Raw genomic sequence first — 16,772 nt, 5'->3', positions numbered from 1 at the left:
TCCTACCGTAGTGCGGCTTCCCCGACGTTCTCCGTGTGCCCGCCGGACACGTCCTGCCGGTGACGGAGGTGGCCGAGGAGGGTGACCACGGCGGAGAGGAGCGCCGACACCGCGATGCCGAGCCAGAGGTCGACCCTCAGGGTCAGGGCGCCGACCACCGCGCCGGCCATGATCAGCGCGATCGCGGAGGCGCGCCGGGCCCAGAAGGGACTCTTCCCTCCGGCGAGGCGGGAGTCCGAGGCGAGGCCCGTGATGGTGGACGTGACGACGACGGTGGTGATCTCGGCGACCTTGAGGCGCTTGGCGGTCGCGGCCTGGACGCCCATCACGGTGGCGAGCACCGACGTCGTGATGCTGCCCAGGAGTTCGTCGGCGGCGACGTCGACCAGCGCGACGTAGACGGCGAGCGCGGTCAGGCCGACGGTCACCGTGAGGAACGTGCTCGAGGTGCGGCCGGACCATCCCTCGGGTCCCTTCCGCAGCACACGGCCGGCGAGCGCGGCACCCACCATGAAGAAGACCAGGGCCAGTGCCGGCCGGAGGATCGGCAGATCGGCGCCACCCGTGAAGGCCATGCCGAGGAGCACCACGTTGCCGGTCATGTTGCCCGTGAAGACGCGATCGAGCCCCAGGTAGCCGACGGCGTCGATCACCCCGGTGGAGAAGGTCAGGATGAGCATGAGCCACAGGTGAAGGCGGTCCGTGACCACCCGGTTCTTCGTCACGACGGTGTCCTCCGGTTACGACTGTGGGCGAATGTATACGAAGCTTATCCTTGGAGTGTCGATCGTATTCAATGCGGACAGTCCCGCGACTGCGGTCGCGCCGTCGATTCCCCTCCGAAAGTGATCCGATGACGTACACACTTCCTCCCTCCTTCACCACCCGTCCCACGCTGCAGGGCACGTTCGGGATGAGCGCCTCGACGCACTGGCTGGCCACCGCCTCCGCGCAGGCCGTCCTCGAGCGCGGGGGCAACGCCTTCGACGCGGCCGTGGCCGGAGCCTTCGTCCTGCACGTCGTCGAGCCCCACCTCAACGGGCCCGGCGGAGACATGACCGGCGTCTTCGCCACCGCCCAGGCGCCGGACCGGCCGGTCGTCCTCATGGGCCAGGGCCCCGCCCCGGCCGCCGCCACCCGGGAGCACTACCTCGCCGAGGGCCTCGAGCTCGTCCCCGGCGCCGGCGCTCTCGCCGCCGCCGTGCCCGCCGCCGTCGACGCCTGGCTCCTCCTGCTGCGCGACCACGGGACGTGGGAGCTCGGGGACGTCCTCGCCTTCGCGATCGGGTACGCCCGTGACGGCCACCCCGTCCTCGGCCGCGTGGGGGCGACGATCGCCGCCGTGGCGGATCTCTTCACCGACCACTGGCCCACCTCCGCCGCCCTGTGGATGCCCGAGGGCAGGCCGCCGCGGGAGGGCGAGGTCATCCGGAACGAGGCGTACGCCCGCGTGCTCGTCTCCCTCGTCGACGCCGGGGCCGATCCCGCGGCGTCGACACGCGCCGCGCGGATCGACGCCGCCCGGCGCGAGTGGCGCACCGGGCTCGTGGCGCAGGCCTCCGCCGCGTTCGTGGCGACACCGCACCGGCACTCCTCCGGGCTCGACCACGCCGGAGTCATCACCCTCGAGGACTTCGCAGGCTTCGAAGCGGGCTACGAGGAGGCCACCACCCTCGAGTTCCGCGGGCACACCATCGCGAAGACCGGGCCGTGGGGCCAGGGCCCGGCGCTGCTGCAGACCCTCGCGATCCTCGACGGGTTCGACGACGAGCGGCTCGACCCGTCCACGGCGCTCGGTGCGCACACCATCCTCGAGGCGCAGAAACTCGCCATCGCCGACCGCGAGGCCTACTACGGGGACGCCGACGTCCCGATGGAGTACCTGCTCTCCGCGGAGTACGCCGCCGAGCGGCGCGCGCTCATCGGGGACGAGGCCTCCCACGAGTTCCGACCCGGCGCCGTGCCGGGCCGCACCCCCTTCACGCCGCCGCTGCGCACCGGCTACACGCCGCCCGCCCTGGTCGGCGGCGGCGGCTTCGCCGGTGTGGGCGAACCCACGGTGTCCCGCAGCGGCGAGACGCGCGGCGACACGTGCCACATCGACGTCGTCGACGCGGCCGGCAACATGGTCTCCGCGACGCCGAGCGGAGGCTGGCTGCAGTCCTCACCGACCATCCCCGAACTCGGGTTCTGCCTCGGGTCGAGGCTCCAGATGACGTGGCTCGAGGAGGGTGCGCCGTCCACCCTGCAGCCGGGCAAGCGCCCCCGCACCACGCTCACGCCCACGCTGATCCTCAGGGACGGCACGCCCGTCGTCGCCCTCGGTTCGCCCGGCGGCGACCAGCAGGACCAGTGGCAGCTGCTCTACATCCTGCGCACCATCGTGGGCGGGTACACGCCGCAGCAGGCCATCGACGCACCGTCCCTGCACACCACGTCGATCCCCGGCTCCTTCTGGCCGCGCACCTGGGAGCCCGGCGGCGCCGTGGTCGAGGACCGGCTGGGCGAGGACGTCGTCGCCGACCTCGAACGCCGCGGCCACGTCGTCACGCAGGCGGGGGACTGGTCGCTCGGCCGGCTCTCCGCCGTCACCCGGGACCCCGGCACCGGCGTGCTCTCCGCCGCCGCCAACCCGCGGGGAGCGCAGGGCTATGCCGCGGGACGCTGAGGCCGTCCCGGACAGCACGCCGCAGGGTGGACCCGGTGCGGCCTGACCAGGATTCCGGGGCCCCGCAGCGCGTCCTCGACGCGGTCCGCCACGACATCATCTTCGGGGTGCTGGCACCCGGCACCCGTGTCACAGAGGCGGCGCTCGCCGCACGGTACGGCGTCTCCCGCGTGCCCGTGCGGGAGGCGCTGCGCGCGCTCGAGGCGGAGGGGTTCGTCGAGTCCCGCCCCTACGCCGGCTCCACGGTGGCGGCGATCCCGCTCGACGACGCGGAGGAGCTGTTCGCAGTGCGCGGGGTCATCGAGGCCACGATCGCGCGGCGCGCGGCCCGCCTGGCCGCCGCCCAGTTCGGCGCCGACGCGCCGGACGCCGCGTGGTGGGCCGCGCGGCGGGCGCTCACGGACATCCTCGACGACGGCGACCGCGCCGTGGCGGCGGACGCCCTCGCGGAGCTGCCGGAGCTGAACATCCGCTTCCACCTCGGGGTGGCGGAGCTCAGCGGCAGCATGTCCCTGGCCGCACTGCTCCGGCAGATCTCCGGCAAGATCGAGTGGCTGTACGCGGCGGACGTCGACCACCGGGGGAAGCAGTCCTGGGGCGAGCACCGCCTGATCATCGCGGCGATCGACGCCGGCAACGAGGCCGAGGCCGGGCGCCTGATGGCCGGCCACGTGGACTCCTCGCAGCGCGGCTACATGGAGCGCTTCGCGGGGCCCGGGCAGGCCCCGGGGCGGCCCGGGACGGGCCCCGGAGAGCCGTCCGGCGTCACAGGAACGGACGGAGCGGAGCGAGGATGATCTCGCTCGCACGGGCCACCAGATGGCGGCTGTCCCACTCCTCGCGGGTCAGTTCGCGGCTGTTGGAGGAGTCCACGGCGAAGATCTCCTCCATGGTCGCCGCGAGGTCGCGGTCGAAGATCTCGAGGTTGATCTCGTAGTTGCCCGTCAGGCTCAGGCGGTCGATGTTGGCCGTGCCGACCGTGCTCCACTCGCCGTCCACCGTGGCCGTCTTCGCGTGGATCATGGAGTTCTGGTAGAGCAGGATCCGCACGCCGGCGCTGATGAGGGAGGAGTAGAACCCGCGGGACAGCCAGTCGGAGATCACGTGGTTGGAGTCCTCGGGGAGGATCACCCGGACGTCCACGCCGCGGCGGCTCGCGCGCAGCAGCGCGTCGAGGATCTGCCGGTCGGGGATGAAGTACGCGGTGGTGATGAAGATGTGCTTGTGGGCGCGGTTGATCGCATCGAGGTAGACGCCGCGGATGGGGTACACCAGCAGGGCCGGGACGTTGTTGACGGCGCGGATCCGCGGTTCCCAGTAGGTGGCGCTGAGGTCCGGCAGCTCGGGGCGCCGGGGGTTGGCCCGGAGGTTCCAGAAGCTGACGAACGCCTCGCGGAGCTCCCACACGGCCGGGCCGCGGATCTCCAGGTGCGTGTCACGCCACTTCGTGGCGTACAGCGTCCCGATGTTGTAGCCGCCCACGAACCCCACCGCGCCGTCGACCACGAGGACCTTGCGGTGGTCCAGGCCCGTGCCCCGGATGTTCGTGAAGAAGATCGAGGGGCGGATGACGGGGAAGCGGTAGGCGTTGACGGCGGGGTGGAAGTCGTAGAAGAACGGGTTGACCACCAGGTTGGCGAAGCCGTCGTAGATGACGAAGACGTCCACGCCGCGATCCGCGGCCCGGTTCACGGCGTCCCGGAACCGCGCGCCGACCTCGTCGCCCTTCCAGATGTAGGTCTCCAGGAGCACCTGCTCCTTCGCGTCGTCGATCGCGGCGATCATCGCGTCGAAGAGGTCCTCGCCGTAGGTGAAGACGGTGGTCCCGGTCCCGGCGATCGTGGTGTGGAACGTGCCCGGCTGCGGGAATCCCGGGCGCTTGGTGCGCCGGCTCCTCTGGTACACGTCCACGGCGACGACCCCCACGATGACCACCGCCTGCGCCGTGATCATGGCGAGCACGCCGCGCTTCACCGTGCCGCGGGCGAAGCCCACCATCGTCTGACGCCTCAACCAGCCCATGCGGTCAGCGTATCGCGTCGCCCGGCCCGGCCCGGCGATCGCGGCCGGCCCGGGCTCAGTGTCCGCCGACCTCGAGTGCCTGCGCGACCGCCGACTCCACGCCCGCACCCCAGGGGAACCCGTGGCCCGGCAGCACCGTCCTCGCGGCCGTGGAGCGCAGCGCCTCGAGGGACCGCAGCGCCATCCCCATGTCGGCGGTGGCGGCGCGCGCGACGACCTGCGGGCCGGGGCGGCCGGTGTAGGGGTCGAGCGTCACGAGGGCGTCGCCGCTGATGACGGCGTCTCGGTCCGGGAGGTGCAGCGCGCAGTGGCCCTTCGTGTGCCCGGGCGTGGGGACCAGGAGGGGCGAGCCGGGCAGGGCCGCGGCGGCCTCGGGGGTGAGCGGCAGGGTGTCCTGCACGCCCCTGACCGCGACGGCGCCCGCGGCGGTCATGCGCAGCAGCCCCGGCACGGCCCGCGGGTAGCGCAGCGGGTACAGGAACGGAGACCGTTCCCTGTCGTAGCTGTAGGGGTGGGCGGCGATCCGCGCGTCGTCGGGGTGGCAGTAGACCGGGATGCCGTACCGCGAGCGGAGGTGCTCGGCGGTCCCCACGTGGTCGAAGTGCCCGTGGGTGAGCACGATGCCCCGGATGTCCTGCACGGTGCGCCCGATCCGGGCCAGTGCCGCCAGGAGGACGTTCTTCGAGCGGGGCAGCCCCGTATCGACCAGGAGGAGGCCGTCGTCGTCCTCCACGAGGTAGACGTTGGTCCTGGCATGCTCGAGGTAGTGGATCCCCGGGGCGATGTCCGTCCTGATCATGCGCCTGTTCCGTCCGTCGTCATCCTCCGACCCTAGGGGTTCGGCGGCGGCTCGGGGAGGGGCTCGATGAGGTCGGGCCCGTTGTTGCGTACCGAGCCCACACGCTGTCCGACCGGGCGCGGCACCAGGTGGGGGTCCGGGATGGCGTCCAGCAGTTCCTGCACCGCGGGCCGTGAGTCGTTGCGCGGATCCAGCCAGTCGCCGCGCAGCTCCGGGGGCAGGATCACCGGCGTGCGGTCGTGGATCTCGCCGAGGGCGTCGCTCGCCGGCCGGGTGATGATGGTGCAGCTGACCACCCATCCCCCCTGCGGGTGTTCGGGGGACGCGGTCGCCGGGTCCCGCCAGAACTCGTAGAGCCCGGCGAAGCCCAGGAGCGAGCCGTCCGGTCCGTGCAGGTAGATCGGGGTCTTGGAGCCGTCGCCGTTCTTCCGCCACTCGTAGTACCCGTCCGCGGGGACGATGGCCCGGCGCTTGAGCGCGGCGGCCCGGAAGGAGGGCTTCTCCAGGAGGGTCTCGCTGCGGGCGTTGATCATCCGCGATCCCACGGATGCCGATGTCGCCCACGAGGGGATGAGGCCCCAGCGTGCCGGTTCGAGCCGGCGCGTCAGCTCGCCCGTGTGCGGGTCCAGCCGCTCGACGACGAGCCGCACGGTGTCGGTCGGCGCCACGTTCCATGAGGGCCGCACCTCGTCCTCGGCGGCCTCGTCCACGTCGAAGGCGTCGATGAGGTCGGCCCTGGTGCCCGCGATGACGAAGCGTCCGCACATGCCCCGGTCTCCTGTCCTCGTGCGTCGTCGAGACTGCCGGGCTACTTCTTCCGGCGGTCCAGGATGAGGGCCAGGGCGATGCCCGCCATCCAGCTGTCCTTCGCGAGGGCCACGCCGTCCGGGCTCGGACGGACGCCGTCCTCCATCGTCATCTCGGGGGTCCTGAAGTACATGGTCAGCATCCCGGCCGAGAAGGCCAGCAGCGCCAGCCCGGCCAGCCTGCTGGGGATGAAGGGCGCCAGGAGCGCGGAGCCGATCGTGATCTCGGACGCCGCGAGGAACGTGCCGAACTGCTGCGCCTCGAACTGGCTGACCTGGGGGAAGGCCTTCGACGCCGCGGACTGCAGATACGCGGCGGTGCCCTCGTCCAGCGACGTCTTCCCGAGGCCCGCGTTGAGGATGAAGGCGCCCGTCGCGAGGCGGAGGGGGATGTGGGTGATGCGGATGCCCATGGTGGTGCCCTTCTGCGCGGATGATCGGTCGCCTGTGAGCCTACGGCGCGCGGTGCCGCCCCGCCAGTCTCCCGGGGCGGCGTCGGCGTCTGCGCGGCAGGTCCGCCCCGACGGCACATGTTTCCTGAATGTTTCGCGCCGAGCCGTCGGAAGTTCGCAGACAGGGGCCGGAGCTTCTGGTTGGATTGCAGACAAGCCAGCGTGCCCACCAGCTATCGGAGAAGGTCCCATGGTCCCCCGGACAGCAGAACATCCCCGGCCCCAGCACTTCGTCCTGCACATGAGCGACACCCACCTGCTCGGCGGGGACGCCCCGCTGTACGGGGCCGTGGACAGCGAGCGGAGGCTGCGGGAGGTGTTCGAGGACCTCGAGGCGTCCGGCGCGCGGCCGCACGCCATCGTCTTCACCGGTGACCTCGCGGACAAGGGGGAGCCGGGCGCCTACGCGAAGCTCCGCGCCATCGTGGACCCCGCGGCGGAACGCCTCGGGGCCCGGGTCATCTGGGCGATGGGCAACCACGACGACCGCGCGGCCTTCCGGGCGGGCCTCCTCGATGAGGTGCCGGCCGGACGCCAGGATGCCCCGGTGGACGCCGTGCACTTCGTCGACGGCCTGCGCATCATCACCCTGGACTCCACCGTGCCGGGGCGCCACCACGGCGAGCTCGCCGACGGGCAGCTGCGCTGGCTGGCCGCGCAGCTCGAGGTGCCCGCACCGCACGGGACCATCCTCGCCCTGCACCACCCGCCCGTCCCCAGCGTCCAGGACCTCGCGGTGCTCGTGGAGCTGCGCGACCAGCGCTCCCTCGCCGACGTCGTCCGCGGCTCGGACGTCCGGACGATCCTCGCCGGGCACCTGCACTACTCGACGACGGCGATGTTCGCCGGCGTCCCCGTCTCGGTGGCGAGTGCCACGTGCTACACGCAGGACCTGATGTTCGACGGCGGGGGTACGCGCGGCCGGGACGGAGCGCAGTCCTACAACCTCGTCCACGTCTACGAGGAGACGATCGTCCACTCGGTGGTGCCCGCGGGACGGCACACCACGGTGGGGGAGGTGGTCCCCCGCGAGGAGACCCGGCGCCGGCTCGAGGCCCACGGGGTGGTCATCCCCGAGGGCGGCCGCACGCGGCACCTCACCTCCGCCTGAGCCCTCGCCCCGGCCGGTCGTCTCGGGATCAGGCCTGCAGCGCGTCGGGCAGGTCCACGCCGAAGAGCGTCCGCGGGTCCTGCAGCAGGGCCGGCGGGTGGATGTCGGAGCGCTCCAGCCGGCCGTCCAGCCGGACAGTACGGACCAGGCCGTCCTCGTGCATGAAGACCCTGCCCATGCGGCCGGTCCGGAAGCGCCGGCCCTCCGGGTCGGCGATCGCGACGGCGTCGCCCTCCTCCACGGACTCCTCGAACGCGTGCAGCTGCCGCTCCCACTTCGGGGCGGCGTGCCCTCCCGGTGGTACCGGCGGCATCAGCAGCACGACGTCGTCGGGGTCGTCGGTGTCGGCGGGCGGGGCGCCGGGGAGCCGGTCGGCGCGCCAGATCCACAGGCGCCGTCCCGTGGGCTCGACGGGCAGGCGCTCGCGTTCCGGTGCGGGCCAGACGTAGGGGAGGTCGCCGGGGATGCCGGGGAACCGGTCCCGGTAGATCTCCGGTGCCTTCTGGACCAGGTTGGACTGGTGGCTCACGTGCAGGGCGGGGTCCCCGAACCACGGCGGCATCGGCACGTCCGGTTGGTCCAGCACATCCGGGGCGAACTCGAGGATCTGCCGGTACGTCGAATCGGCGTGGCCGCGCGAGACCCACTCGGCCACCATGGCCAGGCCGTAGACGGTCAGCGCCGGGACGTAGCCCATCCACATGCGGATGGCCGGGTGCTGCCGCCACCCGTAGTCGGGGATGACGAGGGCACGCAGCACCTGCAGGGTCTCGACGCGCTGCTTGCCGAGCCTCGCCTGGTCGAGCACCCGGGCGCTGGCCGCGACATCGGGATACGGCAGGAAGGTCTGCATCGCGCCAGTCTTGCACGCGCCCCGACACCGCGGCGCGGGTCCTAGATCTCCCAGGGGGCCTTGACCGGGAAGTACTTCTCGAGGAAGTCCGTCACGAGGTGGGCGCGCTCCTCGGCCGGGACCTCCGGGAAGCTGCCGTCGTTGAGGCAGAAGAAGTCCTGGTTGCGCTTGTCCAGCATCTTGTTCAGGCTCTTCAGCCCGGACCGCAGCGTCGTGTCCACGTACTTCACCTTCGCCATCTCCTGCGTGACGGCGCGGCCGGTCAGCAGCGCGTAGTAGTGGTACAGCGAGTTGGTGACCGAGATGTTGTCCTTCGCACGGAAGCGCGAGGCCGCCGTCGCCGCGAACTCCGCCGCGAACTCCGCCTCCATCTCCAGCAGGACGCTCTTCCGCAGGGGAGCGGCGGTGTGCTCGAGGTGCCGCGTGGTGATGCGGCCGAAGCGCTCGTGCAGGAGGCGCCGGTTGACGCGGGCGGCGTTCTCGAAGCCGCTGCGCTCGGCGTCGTTGTCGCCCAGGCCGATCCGCGTGTCCGCCTCGATGAACTTCGTGATCCCGCCGGGGGAGAAGAACATGTCAGGGGCCACGGGGCGGCCGAAGAACATGTCGTCGTTGGAGTAGAGGAAGTACTCGGAGAGGCCCGGGATGTGCTGGAGCTGCGCCTCGACGGCCTGCGAGTTGTGCGTGGGGAGGACGGAGGGGTCCTTGAAGTGCTCCTCGGAGCGCACGAGCGTGACCGACGGGTGGTCGGCGAGCCAGTCGGGGCGGTCCGAGTCCGTCGCGATGAAGATCCGGCGGACCCACGGCGCGAACATGTAGACGGAGCGCAGGGCGTACTTGAGCTCGTCGATCTGCCGGAAGCGCGCCTCGTGGTCGTCACCCTCGCCGACCACCACTCCCTTCATGCGTGCCGCACGCGCCGCCCGGTACTCGGGGCTGCTGCCATCCACCCAGGAGAAGACGAGGTCGATGTCGAAGTCGATGTCCGTGGCGTGATCGGCGAACATGTTGTCGATGGTCGGCCAGGAGAGGCCGTGGCGTTCCACCTCGCCGCGCACCACTTCGGCGGCGGGGAGGGTACGGCGGGTGAGGGAGTTCTCCACCGGCAGTTCGATGGCGCTGTCGCCGAGCGCCCACAGCTCGATCTGCACGCCGGCGGACGGCCCGTACGCGAGCCCGCCGAGGGGCTCGATGCGCGGACGGAACAGGCGGAAGATGCGGGCCTTGCCGCTGCTCGAGAGGTGGCCGTCACTCACCAGCAGGGTGGTGCGGCGCTTCGTGTCCACGGTGCGGGAGTAGAACGGTTCGTCCCGGCAGGCCTCCACGAGCGCGGCACGCAGCCTCTCGCGGTGGTCGAGGTCCACGGCGATCACGGGCCGCTCGTCGTTGCCGCGCACCAGCAGGAAGCCGATGCCGGCGTCGTCGAGCGCCCGGCGGATGAACAGCAGGTCCTCGACCATCGCCTGGTGCGGCGTGCGGTCCTGGTTGACCAGCGTGAAGCGCCGCTTGACGGTCGTGATGTCGGTACGGCCCTCGAGCCGTGCCACCGCCGCGCGCGACGCCGACTCCAGGATCTCGGCTTCGTTCTCCGGCTCGGGCGCGCCGAAGTAGATGTCGTGTTGGGCGGCCGTGTCTGTAATCGGAACCTCCGGAGAGTGGGTGGGTTGCTCCCATGATAGGGCCTGCGCGGACGTCGCGACTGCAACCGGGCACCCTACCCCCTTCGACGGGCCGAGTCCAGCCTTCCGGGGGTGCGGATCACTCGGGCCGGAACGCCCGCCGGGCCCTGTCCGCGCGCCTGTCCGCCCCGGTAGCGGCGCGATGGACCCGCCGCTGCTGCACTGCGACGGCCTTCCCGTAGTAGGTCACGAGCTGCTCGCAGAGCACGGGCCAGGTGCGCCCCTGGACCGAGGCGTGGGCCGCCCGGCCGAATGCGCGCCGCTTGGCGTCGTCGCCGATGAGGTCGACGACGGCGGCGCGCAGCCCCTGCAGGTCGCCGGGGGTGTACGTCCAGCCCGTGCGCGACGGATCCACGAGGTCCAGCGGGCCGCCCCGGCCGACGGCGACGACCGGGACGCCGCACGCCATGGCCTCCTGGATGGTCTGGCAGAACGTCTCGGACTCGCCGGGGTGGACGAAGAGATCGAAGGACGCGAGCCGGCGGGCGAGATCCGCTCCTCCCTGGAATCCTGCGAAGCGCGCCCTCGGCAGCCGGGCCCGGAGGCTCTCCTGCTGCGGGCCCGCGCCGACGATCACGAGCCGCGTGCCGGGCAGGGAGTCCAGCACCGCGAGATCCTCGACCTGCTTCTCCGCCGCGAGCCGGCCCACGTAGCCGATGATGCGCTCGTGCGGCTGCGCGACCGTCGCCCGCCAGGCGGCGTCGTACCGGGCGGGCGAGAACCGCTCGGTGTCGACGCCGCGCCGCCACAGGTTGAGCCGCTGCACGCCCCGGGACCGCAGCTGGTCCAGGGCGAACGTGGACGGCACGAGGGTGAGGGTGGAGGCGTCGTGGATGTTCTCGACGCGCTGCCACAGGAGCGGCTCGAGCCAGGGGACGCCGTACCGGGCGGCGTAGGCGGGCACCTCGGTCTGGTAGACGGACACCGTGGGGATGCCGAGCTGCGTACACGCCTGCACGGCACGCCAGCCGAGGACGAACGGGGAGGCGATGTGGACGACGTCGGGCGCGAACGCGGCGAGGATGCGGCGGACGCGGGCGACCGTCCCGGCGGCCACCCGGACGTCGGCGTACCCCGACAGGGCGACGGACGGGAGGACGTGGACGGGGAAGCCCTCCACCCGGGACGGCGCCGGCTCGTCGAGCCAGGACGATGCCGGCGCGATCACCAGCACGTCGTCGCCGCGCGCCCGCAGGTGGGCGAGCACCTTGAGCAGCGAGTGGGTGACCCCGTTCATGTGGGGCAGGAACGATTCTGCGACGATGGCTATCCTCACACCCCCACGGTCGCCCGCCCAGGCGGAGGGCGGGCCGCCGCAGGGTGACCCCGGGGTGAACGTCGGACGAAATGGGGCATCGTCCGGTGCCCGGGCTCAGTACTCCCGGTAGAGCTCGCCCACGGGGGCGTCGTCCACGAGCCGGTTGTCCGGGCCGGGCAGGGGGCACGCCCACGCCTCGTCGTAGGCGCAGGACGGGTTGTAGGCGAAGTTGAGGTCCACCACGAGGCGCCCGGGCCGCCCCTCGCCCAGGTGGGCGCCCTTGACGGTGTCCAGGACGTAGCGGCCTCCGCCGTACGTGCCGCCGGGCCTGCCCGACGTGCCGTCGCGCAGGGGCAGGAACAGCCCGCCGCCGTAGGAGCCGAGCTTCCACAGGGCGAGCTTCCCGAGCCCGGGCAGCACCACGCTGCCGAGGCGGCGGAACGGCACCACGCCGTCCGTACCGGTCGCGACGTCCATCGCCTGCCCCGCCCCGTCGTCGTCCACTTCCGCCTCGAACCGGAAGGCCGGGTCGTAGGGCGCCACCGCGAGCCCGGTGAAGGACTCCCGCGCGCCCTCCCGGAGGGCCGACGCCGGGTGGGTGCGGAACAGCGCGTCGCGGCCCTCCCGCCACGTGGCGTGGGCGGCCTCGGGCGATGCCGAGACGGCGCGCTCGCGGACGTCGTCGTAGAGGCGGAAGACGCGCCGGCGCCAGTCCGCGGTGGCCAGTGCGGTGGTGAGGGCCGTCATGGGCCCAGCGTACCGCCGGGGAACCCCGTCACGGAGGGCGGACTGATGGTTGCCTGGGCGTACTGTGGCTGGGTGACTCTCGGCATCTTCTGCATCGTGCTGGCCTCGATCCTCGTGGGGGCCATCGCCCAACGCATCGCCGGCCTGGGCTTCGCCCTGCTGATCGCCCCGTTCCTCGTGATCATCCTCGGGCCGCACGAGGGCGTGCTCCTCGTGAACCTCTGCGGCGTGGTGTCCTCGGCCATCATCGTGGGCCGGGTCTGGAAGGACATCGACTGGAGCATGTTCCGCTGGCTCGTCGTCCCCTCCCTGTTCGGCTCCATCCCGGGGTCGTTCCTCGCGGTGGCCCTCCCGTCCGCACCGCTGTCGGTCACGGTCGGCGCCGTGGTCCTCGTGGCGCTGACCGTCTCCCTGGTGCTCCAGCGGTCCGACGTCGTGGTGCGCGGCAACACGCCGAAGGCGGTGGCGGGCTTCGCCGCCGGCGTCACCAACTCGATGGCCGGGGTCGGGGGCCCGGCCGTCAGTGCGTACGCCCTCCTCGCGCGCTGGCCCCAGCGTCCCTTCGCCGCGACGCTCCAGCCCTTCTTCGTCTGCATCGGGTCGGTCACCCTCGTCACGAAGCTGCTCATCGACCCGGACCAGGCGCCCGTCCTCGCGCCGTGGATGTGGCTCGCGATCGGGCTGGCCATCGTGGCCGGCATCTTCGCCGGGGAGAAGCTCGGCCGCTTCGTCCGCGACGACCAGGCCCGCCTGTTCGTCATCGTGATCGCGTTCATCGGCGCGGGCCTCGCCGTCGTCAAGGGCCTCCTCGACATCTTCGGGTGACCGCGCGCCCCGTCCGCACGCCCGGTCCATCCCGCGTCGGTGGGTGGCGGGAGCCGACGGCGGTGGCACCATGGGAGGGATGAAAATCCCCACCAAGCCCCGTGCCCTTCCCATGCCCCTGTGGCTCCAGGGGGTGCTCGAACTCGGCCAGGCCGCCGTGATCTCGGCCCTGCTCGTGGTGCTCCCCGTCGCCGCCGTGTGGTTCACCGGGGGCTTCGCGGACCGGACGGCGGAGTCCGCCGCGCGCCTCGCGGGCCAGGGCTGGCTGGTCATGCACGGGGTGCCCCTCGTGCTGCACTTCCCCCCGGGGGTGGCCGGGGCCGAGGCGGTGTCGGGGCTGCTGCACGTGGTTCCCCTCGGCCTGATCCTCGTACCGCTTCTCCTCGCCTGGCGGGCGGGACGCCGGCTGGCCCGGGCGTCCTACACGGACCAGCTCTGGCAGGCGCTGCTCGGCGCCCTCCTCACCTATGCGGCGATCGGCGCGGGCATCGCGTACGTATCGGGCACCCCGGAGGCCTCCGTCCCGCTCGTGGCCGGCGCCCTGATCCCTCCCGTGTCCGCCGGGGTCGGGCTGATCACCGGCGCCTACCGTGAGGCGGGTGCCTGGAGCCGCCTGGTGGGCGTGGACTTCGCGGCCTGGGTGGGCCGCGCCAGTCAGCACTCCCGCTGGGCGGGGTCCTACGCCTGGTCGATCGTCCGCTCGGGGGTCATCGCCGTGCTGGTCGCCGCGTGCCTCTCGGCAGCCCTGCTCGCCGTCGCGATCGGGCTGAACTGGGCCGGCATCGCCGCGATCTACGAGCGCATCGACGGCGGCATCGCCGGAGCGTCGGTCATCACCCTGCTCCAGCTCGGGCTCCTGCCCAACCTCGCCCTCTGGACGATGTCCTGGTCCACGGGCGCCGGCTTCGCCCTCGGCACGGGCAGTTCCCTGACGCCGCTGGCCAGCACGGTCGGACCCCTGCCCGCCCTGCCCATCCTCGGCGCGCTCCCCGCGGGCACGCTCGAGTACGGGTACGCGGCGCTCGCCATCCCGGTGCTCGCCGGGCTCCTCGCGGGCTGGTGGTTCTTCCGTGAGGGCGAGAACCACTTCGACGAGTGGCTCGTGCTGCGCAGCAGCAGGCGGTGGCTTACCTCGACGGCGTCGACCCTCGCGCTCGCCGGACTCATCGGCGTCACCGCGGGACTGGGCGGCGCCGCCGTCGCCCTGCTCTCGCGCGCCTCGCTCGGCCTGGGCCGCTTCACCGACCTGGGGCCGGACCCGCTGGCGGTCGGCCTGTGGCTCGGCCTGGAGGTGGCCGTCGGCGCCCTGCTCGGGCATGCCCTCGGGCCGCTGCTGGAACGGGAGCCGCGGCGGCGCTGAGCCGCACGCACCCCGCCGGACCCCGGGCCCTGGGACCTACGAGCCGCCGAAACCGTCGAGGCTCCTCAGTCCGTCCTCGCAGTCGCCCTGCGCCTGCAGGGTCAGTGCGCGGGACATGCAGTCCTCGTACGTCTGCGTGATGGGCCAGAGGAGGATCGACGCGGCGGTGCCCGCCGTGAGGAACAGTGCGGCGGCCAGGCCCACGGACGTCGCGAGCACGACGAAGCGGGGGAGTTTCGCGCCGAGGGCCTTCACGAGGCCGACGACGCCGGCGGCGAGGGCGAACAGCGCCAGGGCGAGCGCGAGCACCTTCCACGGCAGCACCAGGCCACTGGTCAGCGACGCACCGAGGAGGGCCAGGAAGAACAGCCGCAGCCAGAACCTGGCGGACGAGGCGCGCGCGGTCGCGGGGTCGTCCGGTGCCGTCGGCCCGGTCCCGGGACCCCGCGGTCCGGCCTGGTCGGTGTCCTGCTGCCTGGTGGTTCCTCGCCTCGCCATGGTTCAACCCTAGGCGAGGCGAGACCCTAAGGTTGAGTCATGCGCATCGTTGTCCTCGTCTCCGGCTCCGGATCGAACCTCCAGGCCGTGATCGACGCCGTCGCGGAGGGCCGTCTGCCCGTGACCATCGCCGCCGTCGGGGCCGACCGTCCGGGCACCGGGGGCGTCCGGCGCGCGGCCCTGGCCGGGATCCCGACGTTCGAGGTGGACTTCCGGCAGTACGGGGAGCGGGCGGACTGGAACCGCGCCCTCACCGGGGCCGTCGCCGCGCACGCGCCCGACTACGTGGTGTCCTCGGGGTTCATGCGGATCGTCGACCAGCACTTCCTCGACGCGTTCCCGGACCGCTACCTCAATACCCACCCGGCACTCCTGCCGAGCTTCCCCGGCGCCCACGGCGTCCGCGACGCCCTGGCCTACGGCGTGAAGGTGACGGGCTGCACCGTCATGATCGCCGACGCGGGCGTGGACACGGGCCCCATCCTCGCCCAGGCCGCCGTCGCCGTCCTGCCCGGGGACACCGAGGAGACCCTCCACGAGCGGATCAAGGTGGAGGAGCGCCGGCTCCTGATCGAGACCCTCGCCGGGCTGGCCGGTGCTCCCGCGGGCTCCGACCGGGCCGGGGCCTGAGATGCCGCTGGTCGCGAACGCCGTCTACGTCGGCGGGAAGAAGCGCATCCACCCCGAGACCCTGGACCAGACGTTCGAGCTCATGCGGGACAGCGGCGGCATGGGGTGGATCGGCCTCTACCGCCCCGAGCGCGAGGAGATCCAGGCGGTCGAGGCCGAGTTCGGGCTGCACAACCTCGCCGTCGAGGACGCCACCAACGGACACCAGCGCGCCAAGCTCGAGCGCTACGGGGACACCCTGTTCGTGGTGCTGCGGCCCGCCCGCTACCTCGACGCCGAGGAGAAGGTGGAATTCGGCGAACTGCACATCTTCATCGGCGAGGACTTCGTGGTAACCGTCCGGCACGCCGAATCACCGGACCTCGGGATCGTGCGGCGCAGGCTCGAGGCCGACCCGGAGCTGCTCGGCACGGGCCCGCAGGCCGTCCTGTACGCGATGCTCGACCAAGTGGTGGACGAGTACGGACCCGTGGTGCAGGGACTCGAGAACGACATCGACGAGATCGAGAACGAACTGTTCGGGGGAGCGCCGGACGTCTCGCGGAGGATCTACGAACTGCACCGCGAGGTCATTGAGTTCCAGCGCGCCGCCCAGCCCCTGGAGGCCATGATGGACGCCCTGCTCCGGGGCTCCGAGAAGTACCGGATGGACGACGAGCTCGCGCGGAACCTCCGCGACGTGCAGGACCACGTGATCCGCATCGTCGAGCGCATCAACACGTTCCGCACGCTGCTGCAGAACGCCCTGACGGTCCACGCCACCCTCGTGGCCCAGCGGCAGAACGAGGAGATGACGCGCATGACGGAGACGTCGCTGCGGCAGGGCGAGGAGGTCAAGCGCATCTCGTCCTGGGCGGCGATCCTCTTCGCACCCACCCTGATCGCCTCGATCTACGGCATGAACTTCGATGTCATCCCCGAACTGCACTGGGGGCTCGGCTACCCGTTCGCGCTGCTGCTCATGGTCGCGATGGGCGGCGGCCTGTACTGGGCGTTCAAGCGCAACGACTGGCTCTAGCGAACCCCTCCACAGCCGGACATGACGACGGCCGGGACCTGGCGGTCCC

17 protein-coding genes are annotated in these 16,772 nt (G+C 72.2%); 7 read left to right on the top strand and 10 right to left on the bottom strand.

Annotated features, from left to right (window positions below; translation table 11 throughout):
* Positions 1–2 precede the first annotated feature (2 nt).
* Positions 3–725, bottom strand: a complete 723-nt coding sequence (locus RY94_RS08635; RefSeq protein ID WP_043444179.1) for a YoaK family protein — start codon at positions 723–725, stop codon at positions 3–5.
* A 128-nt stretch (positions 726–853) separates the two neighbouring features.
* On the opposite strand from RY94_RS08635, the gene RY94_RS08630 reads away from it, so the two are divergent.
* Together RY94_RS08630 and RY94_RS08625 are read left to right on the top strand one after the other, a co-directional pair.
* Positions 854–2,668, top strand: coding sequence for a gamma-glutamyltransferase family protein (locus RY94_RS08630; RefSeq protein ID WP_043444177.1), 1,815 nt, complete (start codon positions 854–856; stop codon positions 2,666–2,668).
* A gap of 35 nt (positions 2,669–2,703) precedes the next feature.
* On the top strand, positions 2,704–3,465 hold the full coding sequence (locus RY94_RS08625; RefSeq protein WP_082046247.1) for a GntR family transcriptional regulator: 762 nt from the start codon (positions 2,704–2,706) through the stop codon (positions 3,463–3,465).
* Here the strand turns inward: RY94_RS08625 and RY94_RS08620 are convergent.
* Genes RY94_RS08620 through RY94_RS08605 form a run of 4 tightly spaced genes read right to left on the bottom strand, consistent with a single transcriptional unit; the run spans position 3,434 to position 6,708 of the window.
* Entirely contained in the window at positions 3,434–4,690 is a 1,257-nt protein-coding gene (locus tag RY94_RS08620; RefSeq protein WP_043444175.1) for a phospholipase D-like domain-containing protein, read from the bottom strand. The genes RY94_RS08625 and RY94_RS08620 overlap by 32 nt on opposite strands.
* 55 nt (positions 4,691–4,745) lie before the next feature.
* On the bottom strand, positions 4,746–5,489 hold the full coding sequence (locus RY94_RS08615) for an MBL fold metallo-hydrolase (RefSeq protein ID WP_043444173.1): 744 nt from the start codon (positions 5,487–5,489) through the stop codon (positions 4,746–4,748).
* 32 nt (positions 5,490–5,521) lie between these two features.
* A complete protein-coding gene (locus RY94_RS08610; RefSeq protein ID WP_043444171.1) occupies positions 5,522–6,256 on the bottom strand; it encodes an SOS response-associated peptidase in 735 nt (244 codons plus the stop codon).
* Between the two features lie 41 nt (positions 6,257–6,297).
* Positions 6,298–6,708 carry a hypothetical protein gene (locus tag RY94_RS08605; RefSeq protein WP_043444621.1) on the bottom strand — a complete coding sequence of 137 codons (411 nt, stop codon included), beginning with the start codon at positions 6,706–6,708 and terminating at the stop codon, positions 6,298–6,300.
* A 280-nt stretch (positions 6,709–6,988) separates the two neighbouring features.
* Between RY94_RS08605 and RY94_RS08600 the strand changes: the two genes are divergently transcribed.
* Positions 6,989–7,858: a phosphodiesterase gene (locus tag RY94_RS08600; protein WP_269429735.1), complete on the top strand. Its 870-nt coding sequence runs from the start codon at positions 6,989–6,991 to the stop codon at positions 7,856–7,858.
* Positions 7,859–7,886: 28 nt separating this feature from the next.
* Here the strand turns inward: RY94_RS08600 and RY94_RS08595 are convergent, their stop codons facing one another.
* From RY94_RS08595 to RY94_RS08580, 4 genes are all read right to left on the bottom strand, one after another.
* On the bottom strand, positions 7,887–8,711 hold the full coding sequence (locus RY94_RS08595) for an MSMEG_6728 family protein (protein WP_043444168.1): 825 nt from the start codon (positions 8,709–8,711) through the stop codon (positions 7,887–7,889).
* Positions 8,712–8,752: 41 nt separating this feature from the next.
* Positions 8,753–10,168, bottom strand: coding sequence for a stealth family protein (locus RY94_RS08590; RefSeq protein ID WP_043444619.1), 1,416 nt, complete (start codon positions 10,166–10,168; stop codon positions 8,753–8,755).
* Positions 10,169–10,466: 298 nt separating this feature from the next.
* A complete protein-coding gene (locus RY94_RS08585) occupies positions 10,467–11,663 on the bottom strand; it encodes a glycosyltransferase family 4 protein (RefSeq protein ID WP_052274155.1) in 1,197 nt (398 codons plus the stop codon).
* 96 nt (positions 11,664–11,759) lie between these two features.
* On the bottom strand, positions 11,760–12,392 hold the full coding sequence (locus tag RY94_RS08580; RefSeq protein WP_043444166.1) for a DUF1684 domain-containing protein: 633 nt from the start codon (positions 12,390–12,392) through the stop codon (positions 11,760–11,762).
* Positions 12,393–12,464: 72 nt separating this feature from the next.
* Here RY94_RS08580 and RY94_RS08575 point away from each other — a divergent pair, with 72 nt between their 5' ends.
* Positions 12,465–13,217, top strand: coding sequence for a sulfite exporter TauE/SafE family protein (locus tag RY94_RS08575; RefSeq protein WP_043444164.1), 753 nt, complete (start codon positions 12,465–12,467; stop codon positions 13,215–13,217).
* A gap of 79 nt (positions 13,218–13,296) precedes the next feature.
* Positions 13,297–14,577, top strand: a complete 1,281-nt coding sequence (locus RY94_RS08570; RefSeq protein WP_043444162.1) for a cell division protein PerM — start codon at positions 13,297–13,299, stop codon at positions 14,575–14,577.
* Between the two features lie 36 nt (positions 14,578–14,613).
* Here the strand turns inward: RY94_RS08570 and RY94_RS18125 are convergent, their stop codons facing one another.
* Positions 14,614–15,075: a hypothetical protein gene (locus tag RY94_RS18125; protein ID WP_043444160.1), complete on the bottom strand. Its 462-nt coding sequence runs from the start codon at positions 15,073–15,075 to the stop codon at positions 14,614–14,616.
* A 39-nt stretch (positions 15,076–15,114) separates the two neighbouring features.
* Between RY94_RS18125 and purN the strand changes: the two genes are divergently transcribed.
* Together purN and RY94_RS08555 are read left to right on the top strand one after the other, a co-directional pair.
* Positions 15,115–15,705, top strand: a complete 591-nt coding sequence (gene purN, locus RY94_RS08560) for a phosphoribosylglycinamide formyltransferase (RefSeq protein WP_043444158.1) — start codon at positions 15,115–15,117, stop codon at positions 15,703–15,705.
* Position 15,706: 1 nt separating this feature from the next.
* Positions 15,707–16,723 carry a magnesium and cobalt transport protein CorA gene (locus RY94_RS08555; RefSeq protein ID WP_043444156.1) on the top strand — a complete coding sequence of 339 codons (1,017 nt, stop codon included), beginning with the start codon at positions 15,707–15,709 and terminating at the stop codon, positions 16,721–16,723.
* Positions 16,724–16,772: the final 49 nt, after the last annotated feature.

The organism is Arthrobacter sp. L77 (assembly GCF_000816565.1).
Taxonomy (GTDB): Bacteria; Actinomycetota; Actinomycetes; order Actinomycetales; family Micrococcaceae; genus Arthrobacter_D; species Arthrobacter_D antioxidans.
Note: the sequence above shows the minus strand (reverse complement) of the source record. Positions and strands in the feature narration are given on the sequence as shown.